Here is a 20201-nt window from a genome sequence, read left to right on the forward strand (position 1 = left end):
CACAGGCGTGGCCGTGGCCCGCCTACACGTCCAAGCCCAGCTACCTCCCGTGGGCGGACAGATACGCGGCGGGCGAACGAGTTCTGCGGGACGTGCCATTCCTGCCCGCCGACCGGGGCCACCGCGCGTGGTGGCCGGCCAGTGGGCAGGCACGCGCCGACCGTCGTGCAGCGGCCATGTCGCCGCTTGCGCTGGCTTGCCGATGGCGGCACTTGCGCCCGCTGCGACACCCGAGCGTATCGCGGCGCTGTCTTCGCTTACGCCCGCTCGAGGCGTCCGGGCGGACTAGAGCGCCTTGCCACCACGGTCGCGGCAACCCCAGTTGAGGATCGGCGTGCCGGCCGGCAGCACCTGGCGGAACAGGTCTTCGCGATTGGCCTTGGGATTGACCACCACCGGTGCGCGCGCCGCCTTCAGCAGCGGCAGGTCCGCGGTGCTGTCCGAATAGGCGATGGCGATATCGGCATAGCCGCGCTCGCGCAACATGCGCATCTTTTCTTCGTTGTGGCAGTGGCGCCGCGCAGTGACCGCGCCCAGGCGCGGGCCGACCAGGCTGCCGATCACCGGCACGTCCTGATGGGCCACGAAGCCGAGGATGGCGCGCGCCAGCTCGGGCGGTGCGCCGGTGGCGACCACCACGCGGTCGCCCGCGGCACGATGTTCGGTGAACACCTTCAGCGCATGCGGCAGCAGGCGCTGACGGATCTGCGCCTCATGCTTGAGCACGTAGGCATCGATGAAACGATTGAATTCGCGCGCGCGGTGCAGGCCGAAGGTGGCAATCCAGACATAGCCGGACACGCCGCGGCGGCGGGTGGGCAGCATGGCCACCATCGGGCCCAGGACCGGGGAGGCCAGCAGCGCCACCAGCAGGCGCAACGGGTTGCGCTTGATCAACCAGGCAAACAGATGGCTGCCGGAGTCGCCGTCGTACAGGGTGTGATCGAAGTCGAAGACCACCAGCGGTGCGTCTTCGCGCGGGGCGGGAAACGAGTCAGTCATGCGCAAAGAATAGCTGACGCAAGGACTCGCCCGGCTCGGCTGCGCGCATGAAGGTCTCGCCGACCAGAAACGCGTTCACACCGTTGCGGCGCATCAATTGCACGTCGTCGGGGGTAACGATGCCGCTTTCGGTGACCAGGATGCGGTCGCGCGGCACCGCCGCGCGCATGTCCAGCGTGGTCTGCAGCGAGACCTCGAAGGTGCGCAGGTTGCGGTTGTTGATGCCGATCAGCGGCACCGGGACCTGTACCGCGCGCTCGAGCTCGTCGATATCGTGCACTTCCACCAGCACGTCCAGCTCCAGTTGCATGGCCAGGCCGGACAGCTCGGCCAGCTGCGCATCTTCCAGTGCCGAGACGATCAGCAGGATGCAGTCGGCCCCGAGCGCACGCGCTTCGTAGACCTGGTAAGGGTCCACGGTGAAATCCTTGCGCAGCACCGGCAGCGTGCAGGCATCGCGTGCCTGCCGCAGATAGGCATCGGCACCCTGGAAGAAGTCCACGTCGGTCAGCACCGACAGGCAGCTGGCGCCGCCGAATTCGTAGCTGACCGCGATATCGGCGGGGTGGAAATCGGGCCGGATCACGCCCTTGGACGGGCTGGCCTTCTTCACTTCGGCGATCACCGCCGCATCGCCGGCCGCGATGCTGGCCTGCATGGCCGCGGCAAAGCCGCGGGTAGGCGGCAGATCCGCGCAGCGCGCGACCAGCTCGGCCAGCGGCACGCGCGCGCTGCGCTCGGCGACTTCTTCGGCCTTGCGGGCAAGGATGGTGTTGAGGATGTCGCTCATCGTATGGGGTCCTGGCGGGCCGGCATTATCGGTCAAGAAGGCCACGGCGCGCTGCGCTGGTGCGCCGGCGCATGCGGCGTACCCGGTGGATGGCAAGGATGTGGCCGTAGACCTGACCTTTGCGGTAGCACGCGATCACGGCTGCACGGCGATCTGGCGGGTGAAGGCCACATAGGCCTCCAGCCTGGCGCGGGCCGAGCCATCGGCCAGCACGGCGCGCGCGCGCGCGACACCGTCGGCGATGCTGTCGGCCACACCGGCCACATACAGCGCGGCGCCGGCGTTGAGCGCGACGATGTCCAGCGCCGGGCCGGGGATGTTGTCCAGCACCTGCAGCAGCATCGTGCGCGATTCGGCCGCATCGGCCACCTTGAGGTTGCGGCTGGCCGACATCGCGATGCCGAAATCTTCCGGGTGCACTTCGTACTCGCGCACCTGGCCATCGCGCAGTTCGCCGACCAATGTGCCGGCGCCGAGCGAGAGCTCGTCCATGCCATCGCGCCCCCACACCACCAATGCGCGCTCGGCGCCCAGCTCCTGCAGCACGCGCGCCTGGATGCCGACCAGGTCCGGATGGAACACGCCCATCAGGATGTTGGGCGAGCCGGCCGGGTTGGTCAGCGGGCCGAGGATATTGAAGATGGTGCGCACGCCCATTTCGCGCCGCACCGGCGCTACCACCTTCATGGCCGGGTGATGCACCGGCGCATACATGAAGCCGATGCCGGTCTGCGCCAGCGATGCGGCCACCTGCTCGGGTTGCAACTCGATCACCGCGCCCAGCGCCTCCAGCGCATCGGCGCTGCCGGACTTGGACGAGACACTGCGATTGCCGTGCTTGGCCACCTTGGCGCCGGCAGCGGCGGCCACGAACATCGCGCAGGTGGAGATGTTGAAGGTGTGCGAGCCATCGCCGCCGGTGCCGACGATATCCACCATGTGCCGGCGATCGTTCACCTCCACGCGGCGCGAGAACTCGCGCATCACGGTGGCGGCGCCGGCGATCTCGCCGATGGTCTCCTTCTTGACGCGCAGCCCGGTGAGGATGGCGGCGACCATCATGTCCGAGACCTCGCCACGCATGATCTGCCGCATCAGCTCGACCATTTCGTCATGGAAGATTTCGCGGTGTTCGATGGTGCGCTGCAGTGCTTCTTGCGGGGTGATGGGCATGGGGCGACCGTGGAGAGCGTGAAGGAGGAAAGCTGCGTGCGGCAGTGGATCAGATCGCGCCGGTGACCCGTGCGCGCCGTGCGCTGCAGGCATGGACAAATGCGAACCCTGCCAACCGATTCATTGGCCCGGGCGCCGCATCCGGAAGCGCGCCTGCGGCAGCACTTCGAAATAATCGGCCGGACCACCGGCCCGCAGGATGGTCTGCACGGCGGCCGGATCGTAGACCCCGTCCTGCAGCGCAGCGCGCGCCAGATGCACGCCGATCACCTCGCCCAGCACCAGCCAGGTCTGGATCGATTCGCCGGCTGCGGTCTGCAGCGGCACCAGCTGGCTCAGCCGGCATTCGAAACTGACCGGGCTCGCCGCGACGCGCGGCACATCGATCAGCCGCGACGGTGCGGCCTGCAGGCCTGCCAGCACGAATTCGTCGACCTGGGCCGGCACCATCGCCGCGCTGGCATTCATCGCCTCGGCCAACGGGCGCGTGGCCAGGTTCCAGGTGAACTCGCCGGTGGCCTCGATATTGCGCAGGCTGTCCTTGCGGCCGATGCTGGCGAACCCCACGATCGGCGGGGTGTAGTTGAACGCGTTGAAGAAGCTGTAGGGCGCCAGGTTGACCACGCCGTCGGCGCTGCGCGAACCGATCCAGCCGATCGGACGCGGGCCGACGATGGCATTGAAGGGGTCGTGCGGCAGCCCGTGGCCCTGGGCCGGCTCATAGAAATGGATGCTGTCGTCGAACGTGCTCATGGGGATGCGGATCCTGGCACCAACGTCCGAGACGGTAGCGACATGGTCATTCGCCGCCGGCGCAGCATTCGACGCGGCGATGTGCCGGCGGCACGGTCGCCGGTCTTCATTGCATCGACACGACCGGACGCTGCATCGCCGTGGCTGGCAGCTGCATACACCATCGCGATCAGCGCTCCAGGAAGTTTTTCAGCAGGGCGTGGCCGTGCTGGGTGAGGATGGACTCGGGATGGAACTGCACGCCTTCCACCGGGAACTGGCGATGGCGCAGGCCCATGATCTCTTCGATGGAGCCATCCGGATTCTCGGTCCAGGCGGTGACTTCCAATGCCTCCGGCAAGGTGGTCTTGTCCACCACCAGCGAGTGGTAGCGCGTGGCCTCGTAGCTGTCCGGCAGGCCGGCGAACACGCCTTTTCCTTCATGGCGGATCGGCGAGGTCTTGCCATGCATGATGTTGCCGGCACGGATCACATCGCCGCCATACACCTGGCCGATGCTCTGATGCCCCAGGCACACGCCCAGGATGGGCGTGGTCTGGCCCAGCCGTTCGATCAGCTGCAACGAGATACCGGCCTCGTTGGGCGTGCAGGGGCCGGGCGAGATCACGATGCGCTCGGGCCTGAGCGCGGCGATCTGATCGACGCTCATCGCATCGTTGCGCACCACCGTGACCTCGGCGCCCAGCGCCTGCAAATACTGCACGAGGTTGTAGGTGAAGCTATCGTAATTATCGAGCATCAGCAGCATGGCAAAGGACTCATTGCGCGATCAGGAAGACCGCATAGATGTTTTCGGTAAGGGTGAGGCTGCCGGCTTCGAGCGACTCTGCCGTCCGCGCTCGCTGGGCACCACTCACCTGGACAGCATCTAGCGAATTGGAATACGCCGAATTTCGGCGCTCGTTTTGCCAGGTACCTGCCTGGATCCCATAAGCAAAGTTGGGCGCGACCTCGGAAATCGTATATAGCCCGCCTAACGACACGCCGTAAGCGCTGGCCAGCTGGCGCGCGGAGCTACGCGTACGCTCGACCGCTTCACGCTTGAGTTCAGCACGTACTTCGGCTTCCTTGGTATAGGCCGGAACTATTCCGGACACCTGCAACGACTGGGAGGTCTTCAAACCAGCCAGAAACTGACGCACATCGTCCAACGTCGAGAAGTCGGCAGACAAGGTGCGCTCCACCTTGGTGCCCTTAAAGATCTTGCGATCGTCCTCGTACTGATATTCAGGCTCTACTGACAAAGTAGACGCCTGCACGCTCTGGCTTAGCGCATTGTGTTGCGCAAATGCCGTCAAGACCGATGCGGCATCAGTCTGCACACGCGTGCGTGCCAGATCGGGCGATTGATTGGTCGCTTCCAGCGCCAGTTTGACGGTGAAGCGATCAGGGATCACCTCACGCTCGGCCTGCCCCTTTACCAGTAGATGTGGCTGCGACGGCAGGCTATTAACCTGTGCCGTCGCAAGCAACGGCGATGCAAACAACGCGGCCAGCATCCAACGAGCGACCTGCTTCATCTATTATTCCCCTGATGATTGATGCGCATACTTACGGTATGCAGTGATGAAGCGCGGCAATATCCGCGCACAGACGATCGACAGCATCGGCCGTGGTCGCCCACGAGGTCACGAAGCGAATGACCAGCCGGCCATCGCTGCGCGTTTCCCAGCGTTCGAAGTCGTAGCGGCGTGCGAGTTGCTCGGCGTGCTGGGCGGTGACGGCGATGAATTGCTGATTGGTCGGCGAGTCGCTGGCGAACTCCACGCCCGCGGCCAGCAGGCCGGCGCGCAGGCGCTGCGCCATGGCATTGGCGTGCGCGGCCAGTTCGAAGAACAAGCCGTCTTCGAACAGGGTGGCGAACTGCGCGCCGAGCACCATACCCTTGGCCAGCAGCGCGCCGCGTTGCTTGATGAGGTAGCGCAGGTCGGCCTGCAGGTCAGGATGGATCACGACCAAGGCCTCGCCGAGCAACGCACCGTTCTTGGTGCCGCCGATGTAGAACGCATCGGTGAGGGCGGCAATGGTCGGCAGATCCAGATCGTTGCCGTTGGCAGTCAGCGCGGCGCCCAGCCGCGCACCGTCCAGATACAGCAGCAGATCGTGTGCGCGACAGAAACGCGACAAGGCTTCGAGTTCGGCACGGGTGTAGATGGTGCCGCTCTCGGTGCTGTTGGAGAGATAGACCAGCCGCGGCTGCACCATGTGCTCGTTGCCGTGCACCGCAAGCACCGGCGCGATCAAGGCCGGCGTCAGCTTGTCGTGCAACGCCGGCACGGTGAGCACCTTGTGGCCGGTGGCTTCGATGGCGCCGGTTTCGTGCGTGGCGATATGCCCGGCTTCGACCGCAATCACCGCCTGATGCGGGCGCAGGAATGCGCTGATCGCAATCAGGTTGGTCTGTGTGCCGCCCACCAGCAGATGCACGGCGGCCTGCGGTTGCGCGATGGCATCGCGGATCAGTGCGGCTGCACGTTCGCTATGCCGATCGGTGCCATAGCCGGCATTCTGCTCGGCACTGGCCTGCACGATCGCCTGCAGCACACGCGGATGCGCGCCTTCGCTGTAGTCGTTACGAAAACCGATGCGCGCAGCGCTGCCCTGCCCGTCCATCACAGCCCCTTGGCGGCCTGAGCCACGGCGCGAAACAGCGCGCGGCCTTTGTTCATCGTTTCCTGCCATTCCAGGTCGGGGTCGGAGTCGTAGACCACGCCGCCGCCGGCCTGCACGTACAGGTAACCGTCCTGGATCACCGCAGTGCGGATGGCGATGGCGGTATCGGCGTCGCCATGCCAGCCGATGTAGCCGACTGCGCCCGAATACACGTTGCGCTTGACCGGCTCCAGCTCGCGGATGATTTCCAGCGCGCGGATCTTGGGTGCGCCGCTGACGGTGCCGGCCGGGAAAGTGGCGCGTAACACGTCGCTGTAATTGAGCCCGGCCTTGAGCGTGCCGGTGACCTCGCTGACGATGTGCATGACGTGGCTATAGCGCTCGATCACGAACTGCTCGCCCACCTTGACCGTGCCCGGTTCGGCCACGCGACCGACGTCGTTGCGGCCCAGGTCGATCAACATCACGTGCTCGGCGCGTTCTTTCGGGTCGGCCAGCAATTCTTCTTCCAGCGCCTTGTCCAGCTCCGGCGTGGCGCCGCGCGGGCGGGTGCCGGCGATGGGACGCACGGTGACCACGCCATCGCGCAGCCGCGCCAGGATTTCCGGCGAAGAACCGACGACTTGCGTGCCGCCGACATCAAGGAAGTACATGTACGGCGAAGGATTCAACGCACGCAGCGCGCGGTACACATCCACCGGGCGCGCACGGAACGGCACGCGCAGGCGTTGCGAAGGCACCACCTGGAAGATGTCGCCGGCGCGCACGTATTCCTGTGCCTTGCGCACCACCGCGTGATATTCCTCGCGGGTGAACGAGGAATGGAAATCGGCTTCGTCAATGGCATCGGAGATCTGCGCCTGCGGGTATCCCGCGCCGCCCTGACGCAGGCGATGCGCCAGTTCGTCCAGGCGCCGGTTGGCGCGTACATAGGCCTGCGGCTGGCGCGGGTCGGCATGTACGATCAGGTACAGCCGCCCCTTGAGGTTGTCGAACACCGCCAGCTCTTCGGAGAGCATCAGCAGGATGTCGGGCGTGCCCAGTTCGTCGGGCTTGTCGCCGCTGCCCAGGCGCGGCTCGATGTACTGGATGCACTCGAAGCCGAACCAGCCGACCAGCCCGCCGGTGAAGCCGGGCAGGCCGTCGAGTTGCGGCACCGAATGCTCGGCACGCAGTGCATCCACCTCGGCCAGGGGGTCGGCGACGTCGCGGGTTTCGATGACTTCGCCGTGTTCGCTGACCTCCAGCGTGTGGCCGCGGAAGCTGTACACGCGCCGCGCCGGCAGGCCGATGATGGAGTAACGGCCGAAGCGCTCACCGCCTTCGACCGATTCGAACAGATAGGTGTAGGCGCCGTCGGCGAGCTTCAGATAGACCGACAGTGGCGTGTCCAGGTCGGACAGCACTTCGCGGACAACGGGGATACGGGTGTGGCCTTCAGCGGCCTGGCGCTGGAACTGCTCTGCAGTGATCAAGACGACTTTCCTTCCGGGACTCTGTGGCGGGGCGGACGACGGCAACGGGCCACCATCGCCACCAGCGGCGAGCGGAAGAGAAGGAGCGTGGGGTCGTCAGGCGGGACACAGGGCTACTGTAGCGCAACTGCACGCCCAGGGCAGCAGCCGGCACCAAACAACCCCACTCAACCGCGATGGCGCGAAGCGCAGCGCAGCGCTTGCGCCTTTGCGATTCCCGATTCCCGATTCCCAGCCTCATCCACCCAGCAGCGGGCAATGCTCAGGCAGATGCATCCGCAACCGCGCCGGCACGCAGTCGATGCGGAACTGCAATGCGGTTTCCGGTTCGCCGTCCAGGTTCAGCGTGAGCGGCTGATGCGAGGCGATCTCCAGCCACGGCAGCCGGGCGCGCACGGCCACACGTTCGAGCGCAGCCTGCTTGCCGCTGGTCACCAGGGTGCCGAGCGTGGCGGCCACCTCGCCGTTGAGTGCGGGCACGATGGTGACGTCGAGCAGGCCGTCGTCGATCAGCGCGTCCGGGCACAGCGCCTGGCCGCCGCCGGCCTGGCGGCCGTTGCCCAGGCCGAGCGCGATGAACTCGCCTTCCCAGCCGAAGTCCGGGCCGCTGAAGCGTGCGCTGATCGGGTCGATCCGGCCCAGCCGCGACATGCCGGTGATCAGGTAGGCCAGCCCGCCGAGCATCTTCTTCAGGCCTTCGTCGGTTTCCACGGTGACCTGGGTGCCGAACCCACCGCTGGCGATGTTGGCGCACCAGTGTGGCCCGTGCGCGGTGTCCAGGCGCAGCAGGTCGATCGCCTGCGCCGGACGGCTGGCGATCAGGTCGAGCGCGTCGAGCGGTTCGATGGGGATGTTCGCGGCCGTGGCGAAGTCGTTGGCGGTGCCCAGCGGTACCAGACCCAGCGAGGGCAGCGTGGCGGCGTCGCCCTGGCGATGGGCGAGCGCGGCGGCCACCTCGCTCAGGGTGCCATCGCCGCCGGCGGCCACCACGGTGTGCACGCCGTCGGCCACCGCTTCGGCAACATAACGCTCGGCGTCGCCCTCTTCCCAGGTCACCCGCACCTCCAGCAGGATGCCACGCTTGCGCAGGCGGCCGACCGCCTGGCGCAGGTCCTCGTTGTCGGTGGACTTGCCGTTGAGGATCAATCGCCAGTGGGACGGGGCCATGCGCACTGCCGATGGTGGGGATGGGGGTGGTCAGAGGCTAGCAGCGGGTCGATGGGTGAATCGTGAATACGCACATCTGGCGGGTTGTCATGCCCGTGTCATCGCCGACCAGGAGCATGGAAGGCCATAGCAGGGACGACGGGCGGAGGCAGGATCAGCCTCCAATTTTCTTGAAGGCCGCTCCGATGGAGCGGCCTTCCTTTTGTGGCCGCCTACCGGCCTGCATGCCTACTTGAAGAAGATGTGCCCGGTCTTGAAGTCGATCACGGCGGCGTTCTCGAACATCAGGCCCGAGGCGAGCACACCGTGGTAGGAGGATTCGGAGCTGGATGAATCGTAGGCATTGCGGTCCCAGGCCTGCAGTGGGGACGGGCGCAGACGCTTGCCGTCGAGCGTCAGTGTGGCCGGGCCGACGACGTCGAAGACCGGCACGACCGCGCCCGCCGGGCCAGCCTGCTCGTCGCGCCGGGCCTGGAGAGTGAGCCGGTATCTGTCCTTGAACGTGACGTCCACCGCATCGCCGCCCACCGTGCTGACCAGCATCTTCGCCGGCACCCGGTTGATGGACGCCAGCACGTAATAGAGCTTGCCCCCATCGTCCCAGTGGAGGGCGTGCTTGCTGTAGCCGGCCTTGACCAGACCGGCATCGAACGCCTGAGCGACGGCGGCGTTTGCAGGGACGGCCAGTCGCTGGCGCCGGTAATCGATGATGGCGCCGCGGTCGTTCAACCACAGGTTGCCAAGCATGCCATCCTTGCGCTTGCCGTCCGCCGCGTTCTGCGGCACTTCGAAGATTTCCACGCGCTTGCCCCGTGCCACATCGTCGCCAACCGAAAGCTCGCTGGCGTGCCCGTATTGGCGGCCAAGCGCGCTGAGCTTGCCTTCGGACTCGATGCCGAACTTGCGTGTTTCGCCCTCCAGCGCGATCCCCGCCAGGGCCGCGTTGGCGTGCGTGGTCTGCATGTAGAACGACGCCAGCGAGTGCACCATCAACGACACTGGCTGCCCGTTGAGACGCGCAGGCACGAAGGGGCGCATACCCGACGTCTGACGGGTGTCGAACGTGATCCATTGCAGCGGCGCGGCGACGGCGGCCTCGGGGGCTGGCGTGGAGGGCGTCGCCGGCGCTGCCTGCAGCAGGCCCGGCCCGGCGAACAGGCCGACGCCACACAGCGCGGTGACGACACAACAGGTCTTGAAAGCGTTCATCTCGGCAACGGCGGCATGCTTGGGACGCCGATGCTGGAAGCGGGCCGATGCAAGTTCAATCGGTCGAAAGTCACCTGTTCAGGCCGACAGGCATATCCATCGTTCGCGACCACGGCCATGCTGGCGCTGCTCGCGCCGGCACGTACCGCACCGCCAGGATCGTTCAGCCAACCGCACCATGAGGCTTCGCTGCTGAGGCCATCCCTGCGCGTCAGCGCAAGGGTCGAACGTTCCTTGCCGCGTCGACCGCTGCGCTCAGGCGCCTGCGGCAAAGGCTGCCAGTCGCTCGCCATCGAGCCGATACACGGTCCACTCGTCCATCGGGCGGGCGCCGACTGCCTGGTAGAAGTCGATCGCCGGCTGATTCCAGTCCAGCACCGACCACTCGAACCGCCCGCAGCCGCGCTGCACCGCCAGCTGCGCCAGGTGCCGCAACAGCGCCAGGCCTGCCCCCTTGCCGCGCGCCTGCGGGCGCACGAACAGGTCTTCCAGATACAGGCCGTTGCGGCCCAGCCAGGTGGAGTAATTGAAGAAATACACCGCAAATCCCAGTGCCTGGCCGTCCTGCTCGCAGATCAGCGCATGCGCGGTGGCGCCGTCGCCGAACAGGCTGGCGCGCAGATCGTCCTGGGTGGCCGTGACCGCATCGGGCTCGCGCTCGTAGACCGCCAGCGCGGTGATCAACTCATGCAGCAGCGGCACATCGTCTGGCGTGGCCGTGCGGATCTGCGGCGCAGCCGGGCTCATCGCACGGCGTCCACCGCCGCGCGCATCTGCGCGATGACCTGCGCATAGTCGGGCGCGTTGAAGATCGCCGAGCCGGCCACGAAGGTATCGGCACCGGCGGCGGCAATCGCACCGATGTTGTCGGCCTTGACCCCACCGTCGATCTCCAGCCGGATCGGCTTGCCGGTGGCGTCGATCTTGCGGCGGATGGCGCGCAGCTTGTCCAGCGCCGACGGAATGAAGGCCTGCCCGCCGAAGCCGGGATTGACCGACATCACCAGCACCAGATCCAATTCCGGCAGCACCCAGTCCAGAATATCCACCGGAGTGGCCGGATTGAGCACCAGGCCGGCCTGGCAGCCATGCGACTTGATCAGCTGGACGGTGCGGTGCACGTGGCGGCTGGCTTCGGGGTGGAAGCTGATGGTGGTGGCGCCGGCGTCGGCAAAGTCCGGCACGATGCGGTCCACCGGCTCCACCATCAGGTGCACATCGATCGGCGCGACGATGCCGTGCTTGCGCAGCGCCTGGCAGACCATCGGGCCGATGGTCAGATTGGGCACGTAGTGGTTGTCCATCACATCGAAGTGCACCCAGTCGGCGCCGGCCTTCAGGACGTTGTCCACTTCCTCGCCCAGACGGGCGAAATCGGCGGACAGGATGGACGGGGCGATGGCCGTCGGTTGCATGGGCAGCTCGGAAAAATGCAGGAGGCCCATTGTCGCAACCGTGGCCCGGCGAGGAAAGCCGAGCGCGGCGGCAGACGGCCTGAGGCAGCCATGGCGCGACACAGGGGCAACCGCCCTGCCTGGCATCCCGGCATCCGGGGATATGCGCGCCGCAGCGCTGACAGCGCCTACCTCGACGCAACCACGGCGAACGGGGGGAGGAACCCGCCCTGCCCCGCATGGCGACCGGGCCGACGGCGCCGCCGGGCGTGTGCGCCGGCATTGCCTGCCGCATTGCCGCGGCCACTGCCTGGCGGCCCCAGCAGGACGACCACTGCTCAAAACATCATTGCCAGTGCATCCGTAGCGGACCCAAGCGCGTAGGTACTGAACCGGCGCACTGCGTCAGCTGCAAGGAGACTGCATGAAAACCACCCCGCTCGCTTCCGTCGCCACCGTGCTGTTGGCGCTGTCGCCCGCTGCCTGGGCGCAATCCGGCCCGGCCGACTGGTCCGGTTTTTCCATCGGCGCCACTGTCGGTGGCGCCGATCCGGCCGGCGTGTCTGGCGGCCGCTTCGGCTTCGATACCGACCTGGATGGCCGCGATGGCGACCAGGTCAGCACCGCCACCGGTGCCGATGCCTTCTCCCCGGGCTTTTGCGGTGGCGCAGCGGCCGGGCGTACGCCGGCCGGCGGCTGCAGCAAGGACAAGGGCGGCGCCGAATACGGCGCGCGTCTGGGCTACGACTGGCAGGCCGGCAACTGGGTCTATGGCGTGGTGGCCGAGTACACCCGCAACGACATCCGCGACAGCGTCAGCGCGTTCAGTACGACGCCTGCGCTGTACACCTTCACCCGCCAACTCGATCGCACCGCCGCGCTGCGTGGCCGCATCGGCTATGCCTTCGGCGCGCAAGGCGATTACCTGGCGTATTTCACCGCCGGCGTGGCGCGCGGCGAGTTCGACCACAGCTTTGCCAGCAGCAACACCGCCAACAGCTTTACCGGCCGCGGCGGCGACAGTGCCGATGGCTACCAGGCCGGTGTTGGCCTGCAGCGTCGGCTGAGCGAGCATGTCTCGGTCGGCGTGGAATACCTGTTCACCCGCCTGCAGGACGAAGACACCCGCGTGCGCGTCGGGCCGGGCACGGCGCCGGCCAGCAACCCGTTCCTGCGCGTCAATCCGGCCGGCACCGACCTACGTCGTACCGATACCGATTTTTCGACCAATGCGATTCGCCTGACCCTGGGCTACCGCTTCTAAGCCACGCAGCCGGGCCTGGCCGCCATGGTCAGGCCCGATGACGCTGCAGTGGCGCTTGCCCGCCTGCGGCGACTGACGGCCGTTTTGTCCGGAGTGCGGCGCTCAGCGCTTGCGCATCCGCTGGATGCGGTCGTAGGCGGCGTTGATCTGGCTGGCCTTCTTTTCGGCCTGGCGGCGCGCCTCCGGCTCGGCGTTGGCCACCTTGTCCGGGTGGTAGCGCGACATCAGCCGGCGATAGGCCAGGTCGATCTCGGCGGCGGTGGCGTCCGGCTCCAGCCCCAGTGCTTCGTAGGGATTGTCGGCCCGGCGCTTGAACCAGCCGGCATCCACCGCATGCCCGATCGCCAGGCCGATCATCAGCCCCACGATCGGCGCACCGCGAAACAGCAGGGCGCCGGCCAATGCGCCGAGCAGTTTTCCGTACCAGGACATGGGCGATCGGGGGTGGGGAAGACGGGTTGGCGATCTTACCCGAACCCCCGCCCGGCCTGGCTGACACGCCGTCCACAGCGCGTTTGCGGCGGCAGCCAGATAAATCCAGCGGGGCGCGACGAAGCGCCGTACACTACGCGGCCCGCTGCCCACCCGCGGGCCCGCCGGGTCCCGGGGACAGCGTCATTGCGACGTCCTTAGGAGTGCCTGTGTCGACCACGCTGTTGCAATCCGATCTGCCCGGCCTGCCGTTGCGTCACCGTGGCAAGGTCCGCGATGTCTTCGATATTCCCCGCGATCGCCTGCCCGCCGACGCCCCTCCGGGCGACTACCTGTTGATGGTGGCCACCGACCGCCTGTCCGCGTTCGACGTGGTGCTGCCGGACCCGATTCCGGGCAAGGGCGAAATGCTCTGCCAGGTGTCCAACTTCTGGTTCCACAAGACCGACCACCTGATGCCCAACCATCTGGTCAACATCGGCGTCGAACAGGTGCTGCCCGACGGTGTGGACCCGGCGCTGTACGCCAGGCGCGCGGTGGTCACGCGCAAGCTCAAGCCGGTGCCGGTGGAAGCGATCGCCCGTGGTTACCTGATCGGCAGCGGCTGGAAGGACTACCAGCGCACCGGCAAGGTCAGCGGCATCGAACTGCCCGACGGCCTGCGCCAGGCCGAGAAGCTGCCCGAGCCGATCTTCACCCCGTCCACCAAGGCCGCCGTCGGCGACCACGACGAAAACATCGACTTCGATGCGATGGTCAAGACCGTCGGCGCCGAGCTGGCCGAGCGCGTGCGCGATGCCACCTTGCGCATCTATCGCTTCGCGGCGGACTTTGCCGCCGAGCGCGGCATCCTGCTGGCCGACACCAAGTTCGAATTCGGCACCGATGCCGATGGCCGCCTGTACATCATGGACGAGATGCTGACCCCGGATTCGTCGCGCTACTGGCCGGCCGACCAGTACGAAGTGGGCACCAGCCCGCCGAGCTACGACAAGCAGTTCGTGCGCGATTATCTGGAGACGCTGGACTGGGGCAAGACCGCACCGGGCCCGCGCCTGCCGGCGGAAGTGATCGACCGCACGCGTGCGAAGTACGCCGAAGCATTGCAGCGGCTGGCAGGCATTTCGGTCGATTGATGCGGTAAAGCCCCGACTGCGGGGCTTTGATTTTTTGCGGTCGTCGATCATCGGAGCCGGCACTGGAGCTGCCGGTAACGCATCGATCGATCATGCGCGCTTGAAACAGGACAGTGTGCGCGCTTGATGATGTGCGAGAGGTCTTCCGACGGCTTGTTTCAACAGTGATTACCTACCCAGCAGCCAGGCTTTGACGATGTCGCGTCCTTCAAATGACCGCCTCACTCCGTTGCCTGGCGCCATGCTGCCTGCGCTGTTGTTTGCAGCGATGGCCTGCAGCGCTGGCGAGCCCAATGCGCAGGCCGCAGCGCGCGGGTTACCGGCGGCTCCTGCGCCGGTTACTGCGGTCGGTCAGCAATTGGCAGCGGTGATCCAGGCCAGTGGCGTGACGTGTACCACTCCACTCTCTGGCACAGGCTGCACGGCAGGCAATGTCGATGCAGGCGATTTCTACGATGTGGAGCTGCTACCGGAGTGCGGGGATAAAGGATTCTTCGCAGGCGTTGCGCGCACAAGCGGCGCCGACATTCTCGATGCCGTGCCAGCCACGGGCAGCACTGCAACGGCCACTGCCCACCTGGCGCAAGGTCAACTCATCTGCATACAAGGCATCGCTCGCGCCGGACAGCACCCGCGTTATTACTACGTCGTCGCGATCCCGGCGAGCAGCGTGGCAGCGTGCAAGAACGCGGCACTGTGCCAAACGTATGGCGACAGGCCGATCAAACGTTTGCAGCCCACTGCCGGCGCGGCCTGCCGGCCTGCTGCGCAGGGCCGCGATGCAGGCGACTGCGCACGGGGCTGGGTCGATGCAGCTGCATTGGACGTTTTTTCGAACGGTATCTAGGGCAGCTGACAGAACCACTGCCCTCATCGCCAGGCGGGCGCAGCCGATGCTTGATCAGGCATGTACTACTCGTGCAGTCCGATTCCAAGCGCGCAGTCCACACCTACCTGGCGACTGCTCGCTACGTTTTGCTAGCCGCTCGCAGGTACGTTCGGCACATCGAGAGGTAGAGGGGAGCATGCTGCGCGCGTGTGCCGACATGAGGTGCCACGACACATCCGCTCGGCCGCTGAGCGTGCGCGGCGCACCGGAACGAGCGTGTACCTTGGGACCACGGCTCCGCGCGTTGATGCGCAGCGCCTTCACTGGCACCGATGCTTCGACTGAAGGACGTTCACACACCACAACCTGGCCGCCGATAGACTCTCGCCGCGCTGATGCTGCCCCGACACGATCAGGAGGATCGATTGGCTGGTTACCGTACTACTCTGACGGCTCTAGCATTGAGCCTCGCGCTTGCGGCTTGCTCCGCGCAGGCGCCGCCGGCAGCTCCAGGCGCGCCGACAGCCGCCGCGTCGGCGACCACCGCCGCAGCTGCGGCGCCGGCGCCGGTAGCGAATTGCCCGGATGCCGACTTCTCCTCGTTCTTGAAACGCTTCGGTGCGGAGATCGCGGTGCAGGAGAAGGCCACCGCCGATCCGCTCACCATGATCCAGCTCGACCTGGAGGCGCAGCCTGAGCCGGCACCGGTGGTGCGCGAGGTCCCACTCGCGACGGTCGAGTGGCCGGTCATCCCTAACCTGGATGCTGCCCGCAAAGGCGGCCGCGAGGTCGTCGTCTCCGAGGACGCTGGCGGTCGCCAGGTGCTGGTCCGTACACCGGACACCGGTGGCCAGCAGGTCTACCATTTTGCACAGCGCCCCTGCTGGACGCTGGTCAAGGTGGACGACCAGTCGCTGTAAATCCGGCAGGCCGATGGAATCCGCGTTGGCGAGGTCAAACTGGATACGTCGACGGAACTTCCGTGGCCAAGTGAACCGCCAGCATTCGTTCCGATGGAGTGGGCACAGGGGCGCAGCCACTTCGATGAAATCTCCAAGGAGGCCAACTGATGCGATGCGACATGTTTCTGCTACCTGTGCTCGCTGTGCCTATCGGCCTGCGGTGACAAACCGATGTCTGAAACGAGTGCACCAAGCGCGCCAACGACGGCGCCGCCTCGACGTCCTGCGGTGGAGCGTTGAATTCATGGAACCGTGTCATTCACCGCGATCGTCTGCCGCATTGCCCACGCGTCGGCGCATCACCCACGCAACCTGCTGAGCGCATCAGAGGGATTGCGCATCCGCAAGCCGGCTGATGCCCTGTGCGCAATGGGATGGGCACATCTCTGCGATGCGGTCCGCAGCGCAAAGCGGCCGGGCGCACAGAACGCGATACATCTGTAATTTTTACTACTGCCCAGTTCGGGACTGTGCAAGCGTAACTGCCGGCACCGAGGTGCCACCGGCGACCGGCCGTCGGGGGGGGGTGCGGCAGGTCTTTGCATTGCACGTTTTCTGGGAGAGAGTCGTCATGCAATTTCATGTATTGGGCGCGGCGATCTGCTGCGCGCTGTCGTTTTCTGCTGCCGCCACGGCGGCGGACCTGTCTGCCAACGCGGCGGTGTCGCGTGCACAGGCATTGCTCGGCAATTCCGCATCGGCTATGGCACATCGCGCGCCGGCCGATGTCTTCATTGCGCGCGAGAGCATCGTCGATGCCGATGGCAGCGAGCACGTGCGCTTCGATCGCACCTACCGGGGCTTGCCGGTGATTGGCGGCGACGTGGTAGTGCATTCGCGGCGCGGGGTGATGCGTCAGTTGAGCCAGACCCTGGACACGCCGGTGCGCCCTAGCCTGGTGCCCGGCATCGATGCCGACACGGCGATGCGTGTGGCCGGCGCGCAGTTCGACGTGCCGCAGGATGCGCCGCCGCGTGCCAGCCTGGCGCTATACGCACGCCAGGGCGCCCCACGCCTTGCGTATGAGGTGATCTACAGCGGCATCAAGCCCGATCAGACGCCGACCGAGATGCATTACATCGTCGATGCAGTGGATCAGCGCATCCTGGAGGCCTGGGATACGGTGCATACCGCCTGCGCGGGAGGCACCAGCGCCGCCGGCAGCGGACGCTCGCTGTACGCGGGCAGCGTGGCGCTGGCGACCACGCGCTGCAGCAACGGGTTCGAACTCACCGACCTCGGGCGCGGTGGTGGCGCCACCTACACCATGCGCAACAGCACTTCCGGCAACGGCACGCTGGTCACCGATGCCGACAACGCCTGGGGCAACGGCGCCAACAGCGATACGGTGACCGCGGCGGTGGATGCGCATTATGGCGTGGCGTTGACCTGGGACTACTTCAAGAACACCCATGCGCGCAGTGGCATCGCCAACGATGGCAAGGGCGCACGCAGCCGTGTGCACTACGGCAGCCGCTACAACAACGCGTTTTGGCAGGACAGCTGCTTCTGCATGACCTTCGGCGATGGCGACGGCAGCACGTTCACGCCACTGGTGTCGGTCGACGTTGCCGGGCACGAGATGACCCACGGGGTGACCAGCCGCTCGGCGCGCCTGGTGTATTCAGGCGAATCCGGCGGCTTGAACGAAGCCACGTCCGACATCATGGGCGCGATGGTGGAGTACTCCGCCAATAACATCGCGCAACCGGGCAATTACCTGATCGGCGAGAAGATCGTTCCGGGCAACAGCAGCGGAACGCTGGCCTTGCGCTACATGTTCAAGCCCAGCCTGGATGGCGACTCGCCCGATTGCTATCGCAGCAACCTGGGCTCGCTCAACGTGCACTACAGCTCCGGCGTGGCCAATCACTTCTACTATCTGCTGGCCGAAGGTGCGGTGGTGCCGGGCGGCTTCGGTGCGGGCACCAGCTACAACCTGACCCCGGCCAGCCTGGTCTGCAACGGCACTACCGCATTGACTGCGATCGGTCGTGCCGCGGCCAGCCGCATCTGGTACCGCGCGCTCACGGTCTATATGACCTCCTCCAGCAACTACGCGGCCGCGCGCCGGGCCACGCTGAGCGCGGCCACCGACCTGTATGGCAGCAACTCCACGCAATACCGCGCCGTGGCGGCGGCCTGGAGTGCGGTATCGGTGAACTGATGTACTCCGGCGCTGCCACGCAATCGCCGCGTGGCAGCGTCCGGTATCTCGCACAGTGCCACCATGGCCGTTCGCACGCGTATGCTTGGGTCATTCCTGGGAGGGAACATGACCGAACGCACCACCACCACCGCACGCGTGATCGACCGCTATTTCGCCAGCTACTCCGACGACCATCGCAACGCCACCAACCAGCACATCCACGTGGTGGCGGTGCCGGCCATCCTGTGGTCGGTGGTGGCCTTGCTGTGGTGCATCCCGGTCGGCGGCACCTGGTTCAGCAGCGGGGTGTGGGCAGCGCTGGCGATGTTTGCGGCATGGTCGTACTACAACCGGCTCTCTCGCCCGTTGGGGCTGGGCATGCTGGCGATCTTCTTTTTCTTCGGCTGCCTGTGCCGGCTGATCGAAGGCCGGGTCGGGCTCAACGGGCTGTTCGCCGCCGGGATCTCGGTGTTCGTGGTGGCCTGGATCGCCCAGTTCGTCGGCCACAAGATCGAAGGCCGCAAGCCGAGCTTCCTGACCGACCTGACCTATCTGCTGATCGGTCCGATCTGGGTGCTGGCCAAGGCCTATCGCCAGCTGGGCTGGCGCTACTGAGCGTGGCCGACGACAGCACGCGGGCAGCGCCCGCGCGTTAGGCCGCTCCCGTGCCGGTGCAGGCGGGTCTCAGGCAACGCCAGGTTGACCTGTCCGTGCATCGGGTAATGCGCGCAAGCAAGGGCCCGAGCACGACGGAAGCCACCACGGCGTGATATCGCCCGCATCACCGCGCAAGGTTGCAGGTACTCAAGCAATCGCTGCGATTACCGACAGCTGGGCAGAGGCAGAGGCCGCGCCCATTCCCGCCCCACCTGCTGCATCACTCGCCGATGCCAAGCTCTTCCGGCAGTGGCTGGAACGCGCGTGGTGCGTAGCCGAAATCGCGACGCGCCGGCTCCAGATCGAAGACCAGGTCTTCGCGCATGCGCTGCAACGCGGCGGCATTCATGCCACGCAGGCGGCCCAGGCGATGGGCGGCCGTGAGCGCAAACCCGAACAGGCCCGGTGGCACCTGGTATAGCCGCGCCGGCCGCGGCAGCGCGGCCAGCACACGCTGCACCATCTGCGTGTAGGCCAGCACTTCGCCACCGCCAACGGCATAACTGCGTTGCTGGGTCGCCGGCTGGCCGATCACCGCCAGCGCCGCGCTGGCCAGATCGTCCACATGCACCGGCTGGCGCAGGCCGGTGGCATCGACGGGCAGCACGAAGGCACCGGTGCGCTGCGCCAGGCCTGCGATCTGGGTCAGGGTCTTGTCGCGCCCGGCGCCATACACCAGGGTCGGGCGCAGCACCGTGGCCGTGGCGCCGCGCGCCTGCGCGGCCGAGAACAGCGCTTGCTCGGCGTTCGCCAGCCGCTGCGCCACGTCCCGCTCAGCGGCATCGACCGAATGCTGCTTGACCTCCAGGCTGGTGGAACCGAACGCCACGATACGCGGCGCACGCACCGGATTTTCGGCATACCAGCGTGCGAAGTGGTCCAGCGGACCGCAACTGAAGATCGCTTCGAAGGTCTCGCCTGGCGCTGCCGGCACCGCCAGATCGCCTTGCCGCCAGATCAGGCCCGGGCGCGCGGCGCGCGGCTGGCGCGACCATGCGGTGACCTGCCAGCCGCCGCTGAGCAGCCGGGCCAGCAACCGCTCGCCAATCTGCCCGCTGCCGCCGAAAACCAGGGCGCGTGGCGCGGATGCAGCGGCGGTTGGGGCGGGATTGGCAGCGGTCACAGGACGGAAGAGACGAGTCACGGTGACTGCAGCATACCGAGTACGCCATGCCAATGCGTCGCCGTTCGGCCAC

At 66.7% G+C, this 20201-nt stretch carries 20 protein-coding genes and 1 other RNA gene; 7 read left to right on the forward strand and 14 right to left on the reverse strand.

Annotated features, from left to right (window positions below; genetic code table 11):
* Window positions 1-285: 285 nt before the first annotated feature.
* The 12 genes from ACCQ05_RS19145 to rpe form a co-directional block, all read right to left on the reverse strand.
* A complete protein-coding gene (locus tag ACCQ05_RS19145; RefSeq protein WP_228964865.1) occupies window positions 286-1002 on the reverse strand; it encodes a haloacid dehalogenase-like hydrolase in 717 nt (238 codons plus the stop codon).
* Window positions 995-1792: an indole-3-glycerol phosphate synthase TrpC gene (gene trpC / locus ACCQ05_RS19150; RefSeq protein ID WP_104541693.1), complete on the reverse strand. Its 798-nt coding sequence runs from the start codon at window positions 1790-1792 to the stop codon at window positions 995-997. Before trpC ends, ACCQ05_RS19145 begins: the two co-directional genes overlap by 8 nt.
* Before the next feature lie 135 nt (window positions 1793-1927).
* On the reverse strand, window positions 1928-2965 hold the full coding sequence (gene trpD, locus ACCQ05_RS19155) for an anthranilate phosphoribosyltransferase (protein ID WP_372392122.1): 1038 nt from the start codon (window positions 2963-2965) through the stop codon (window positions 1928-1930).
* Window positions 2966-3085: 120 nt separating this feature from the next.
* Complete coding sequence (locus ACCQ05_RS19160; protein ID WP_372392124.1) at window positions 3086-3718, reverse strand: flavin reductase family protein; 633 nt, start codon at window positions 3716-3718, stop codon at window positions 3086-3088.
* 169 nt (window positions 3719-3887) lie between these two features.
* The gene (locus ACCQ05_RS19165) at window positions 3888-4466 is read right to left on the reverse strand and encodes an anthranilate synthase component II (RefSeq protein ID WP_104541699.1); all 579 of its coding nucleotides are present in this window, start codon (window positions 4464-4466) and stop codon (window positions 3888-3890) included.
* 10 nt (window positions 4467-4476) lie between these two features.
* On the reverse strand, window positions 4477-5238 hold the full coding sequence (locus ACCQ05_RS19170; protein ID WP_372392125.1) for an SIMPL domain-containing protein: 762 nt from the start codon (window positions 5236-5238) through the stop codon (window positions 4477-4479).
* A 31-nt stretch (window positions 5239-5269) separates the two neighbouring features.
* Window positions 5270-6331, reverse strand: a complete 1062-nt coding sequence (locus tag ACCQ05_RS19175) for a threonine aldolase family protein (protein WP_372392126.1) — start codon at window positions 6329-6331, stop codon at window positions 5270-5272.
* Entirely contained in the window at window positions 6331-7806 is a 1476-nt protein-coding gene (trpE, locus tag ACCQ05_RS19180) for an anthranilate synthase component I (RefSeq protein WP_372392128.1), read from the reverse strand. Before trpE ends, ACCQ05_RS19175 begins: the two co-directional genes overlap by 1 nt.
* A 237-nt stretch (window positions 7807-8043) precedes the next feature.
* Window positions 8044-8973: a lipid kinase YegS gene (gene yegS / locus ACCQ05_RS19185; RefSeq protein WP_372392130.1), complete on the reverse strand. Its 930-nt coding sequence runs from the start codon at window positions 8971-8973 to the stop codon at window positions 8044-8046.
* 228 nt (window positions 8974-9201) lie between these two features.
* A complete protein-coding gene (locus ACCQ05_RS19190; RefSeq protein ID WP_372392132.1) occupies window positions 9202-10182 on the reverse strand; it encodes a hypothetical protein in 981 nt (326 codons plus the stop codon).
* 255 nt (window positions 10183-10437) lie between these two features.
* Window positions 10438-10929 (reverse strand): GNAT family N-acetyltransferase, encoded by a 492-nt coding sequence (locus ACCQ05_RS19195; protein WP_228964874.1) that lies wholly within the window; start codon window positions 10927-10929, stop codon window positions 10438-10440.
* On the reverse strand, window positions 10926-11627 hold the full coding sequence (gene rpe, locus ACCQ05_RS19200; RefSeq protein WP_228964875.1) for a ribulose-phosphate 3-epimerase: 702 nt from the start codon (window positions 11625-11627) through the stop codon (window positions 10926-10928). The genes ACCQ05_RS19195 and rpe overlap by 4 nt, the downstream gene beginning before the upstream one ends.
* Window positions 11628-12000: 373 nt before the next feature.
* Between rpe and ACCQ05_RS19205 the strand changes: the two genes are divergently transcribed.
* Window positions 12001-12840: an outer membrane protein gene (locus ACCQ05_RS19205; RefSeq protein WP_372392133.1), complete on the forward strand. Its 840-nt coding sequence runs from the start codon at window positions 12001-12003 to the stop codon at window positions 12838-12840.
* Window positions 12841-12942: 102 nt separating this feature from the next.
* On the opposite strand, the gene ACCQ05_RS19210 is transcribed toward ACCQ05_RS19205, so the two are convergent.
* A complete protein-coding gene (locus tag ACCQ05_RS19210) occupies window positions 12943-13272 on the reverse strand; it encodes a J domain-containing protein (protein ID WP_104541715.1) in 330 nt (109 codons plus the stop codon).
* A gap of 209 nt (window positions 13273-13481) precedes the next feature.
* On the opposite strand from ACCQ05_RS19210, the gene ACCQ05_RS19215 reads away from it, so the two are divergent.
* The 6 genes from ACCQ05_RS19215 (at window position 13482) to ACCQ05_RS19240 (ending at window position 18963) form a co-directional block, all read left to right on the forward strand.
* Window positions 13482-14408, forward strand: a complete 927-nt coding sequence (locus ACCQ05_RS19215; protein WP_372392134.1) for a phosphoribosylaminoimidazolesuccinocarboxamide synthase — start codon at window positions 13482-13484, stop codon at window positions 14406-14408.
* A gap of 196 nt (window positions 14409-14604) precedes the next feature.
* The gene (locus ACCQ05_RS19220; RefSeq protein WP_372394187.1) at window positions 14605-15255 is read left to right on the forward strand and encodes a hypothetical protein; all 651 of its coding nucleotides are present in this window, start codon (window positions 14605-14607) and stop codon (window positions 15253-15255) included.
* Between the two features lie 60 nt (window positions 15256-15315).
* Window positions 15316-15392: non-coding RNA, sX9 sRNA (locus ACCQ05_RS19225), on the forward strand.
* 270 nt (window positions 15393-15662) lie between these two features.
* Entirely contained in the window at window positions 15663-16157 is a 495-nt protein-coding gene (locus tag ACCQ05_RS19230) for a hypothetical protein (RefSeq protein WP_372392135.1), read from the forward strand.
* Window positions 16158-16770: 613 nt separating this feature from the next.
* A complete protein-coding gene (locus ACCQ05_RS19235) occupies window positions 16771-18366 on the forward strand; it encodes a M4 family metallopeptidase (protein WP_228964881.1) in 1596 nt (531 codons plus the stop codon).
* A gap of 108 nt (window positions 18367-18474) precedes the next feature.
* A complete protein-coding gene (locus ACCQ05_RS19240) occupies window positions 18475-18963 on the forward strand; it encodes an Mpo1 family 2-hydroxy fatty acid dioxygenase (RefSeq protein ID WP_104541724.1) in 489 nt (162 codons plus the stop codon).
* A gap of 262 nt (window positions 18964-19225) precedes the next feature.
* On the opposite strand, the gene ACCQ05_RS19245 is transcribed toward ACCQ05_RS19240, so the two are convergent.
* Window positions 19226-20128, reverse strand: a complete 903-nt coding sequence (locus ACCQ05_RS19245) for an NAD-dependent epimerase/dehydratase family protein (protein WP_228964895.1) — start codon at window positions 20126-20128, stop codon at window positions 19226-19228.
* Window positions 20129-20201 lie beyond the last annotated feature (73 nt).

It is taken from the genome of Xanthomonas sp. NCPPB 3582 (genome assembly GCF_041475735.2).
GTDB classification, from domain to species: domain Bacteria; phylum Pseudomonadota; class Gammaproteobacteria; order Xanthomonadales; family Xanthomonadaceae; genus Xanthomonas; species Xanthomonas codiaei.

Excerpts from the sequence above, each read along its gene's own strand:
- ACCQ05_RS19205 (WP_372392133.1), top strand. The coding sequence starts at position 12,001 with ATGAAAACCACCCCGCTCGCTTCCGTCGCCACCGTGCTGTTGGCGCTG.
- ACCQ05_RS19170 (WP_372392125.1), bottom strand. The coding sequence starts at position 5,238 with ATGAAGCAGGTCGCTCGTTGGATGCTGGCCGCGTTGTTTGCATCGCCG.
- ACCQ05_RS19210 (WP_104541715.1), bottom strand. The coding sequence starts at position 13,272 with ATGTCCTGGTACGGAAAACTGCTCGGCGCATTGGCCGGCGCCCTGCTG.
- ACCQ05_RS19175 (WP_372392126.1), bottom strand. The coding sequence starts at position 6,331 with ATGGACGGGCAGGGCAGCGCTGCGCGCATCGGTTTTCGTAACGACTAC.
- yegS (WP_372392130.1), bottom strand. The coding sequence starts at position 8,973 with ATGGCCCCGTCCCACTGGCGATTGATCCTCAACGGCAAGTCCACCGAC.
- ACCQ05_RS19165 (WP_104541699.1), bottom strand. The coding sequence starts at position 4,466 with ATGCTGCTGATGCTCGATAATTACGATAGCTTCACCTACAACCTCGTG.
- ACCQ05_RS19220 (WP_372394187.1), top strand. The coding sequence starts at position 14,605 with ATGTCGCGTCCTTCAAATGACCGCCTCACTCCGTTGCCTGGCGCCATG.
- ACCQ05_RS19235 (WP_228964881.1), top strand. The coding sequence starts at position 16,771 with ATGCAATTTCATGTATTGGGCGCGGCGATCTGCTGCGCGCTGTCGTTT.
- rpe (WP_228964875.1), bottom strand. The coding sequence starts at position 11,627 with ATGGGCCTCCTGCATTTTTCCGAGCTGCCCATGCAACCGACGGCCATC.
- ACCQ05_RS19160 (WP_372392124.1), bottom strand. The coding sequence starts at position 3,718 with ATGAGCACGTTCGACGACAGCATCCATTTCTATGAGCCGGCCCAGGGC.
- trpC (WP_104541693.1), bottom strand. The coding sequence starts at position 1,792 with ATGAGCGACATCCTCAACACCATCCTTGCCCGCAAGGCCGAAGAAGTC.
- ACCQ05_RS19190 (WP_372392132.1), bottom strand. The coding sequence starts at position 10,182 with ATGAACGCTTTCAAGACCTGTTGTGTCGTCACCGCGCTGTGTGGCGTC.
- ACCQ05_RS19240 (WP_104541724.1), top strand. The coding sequence starts at position 18,475 with ATGACCGAACGCACCACCACCACCGCACGCGTGATCGACCGCTATTTC.
- ACCQ05_RS19145 (WP_228964865.1), bottom strand. The coding sequence starts at position 1,002 with ATGACTGACTCGTTTCCCGCCCCGCGCGAAGACGCACCGCTGGTGGTC.
- trpD (WP_372392122.1), bottom strand. The coding sequence starts at position 2,965 with ATGCCCATCACCCCGCAAGAAGCACTGCAGCGCACCATCGAACACCGC.
- ACCQ05_RS19195 (WP_228964874.1), bottom strand. The coding sequence starts at position 10,929 with ATGAGCCCGGCTGCGCCGCAGATCCGCACGGCCACGCCAGACGATGTG.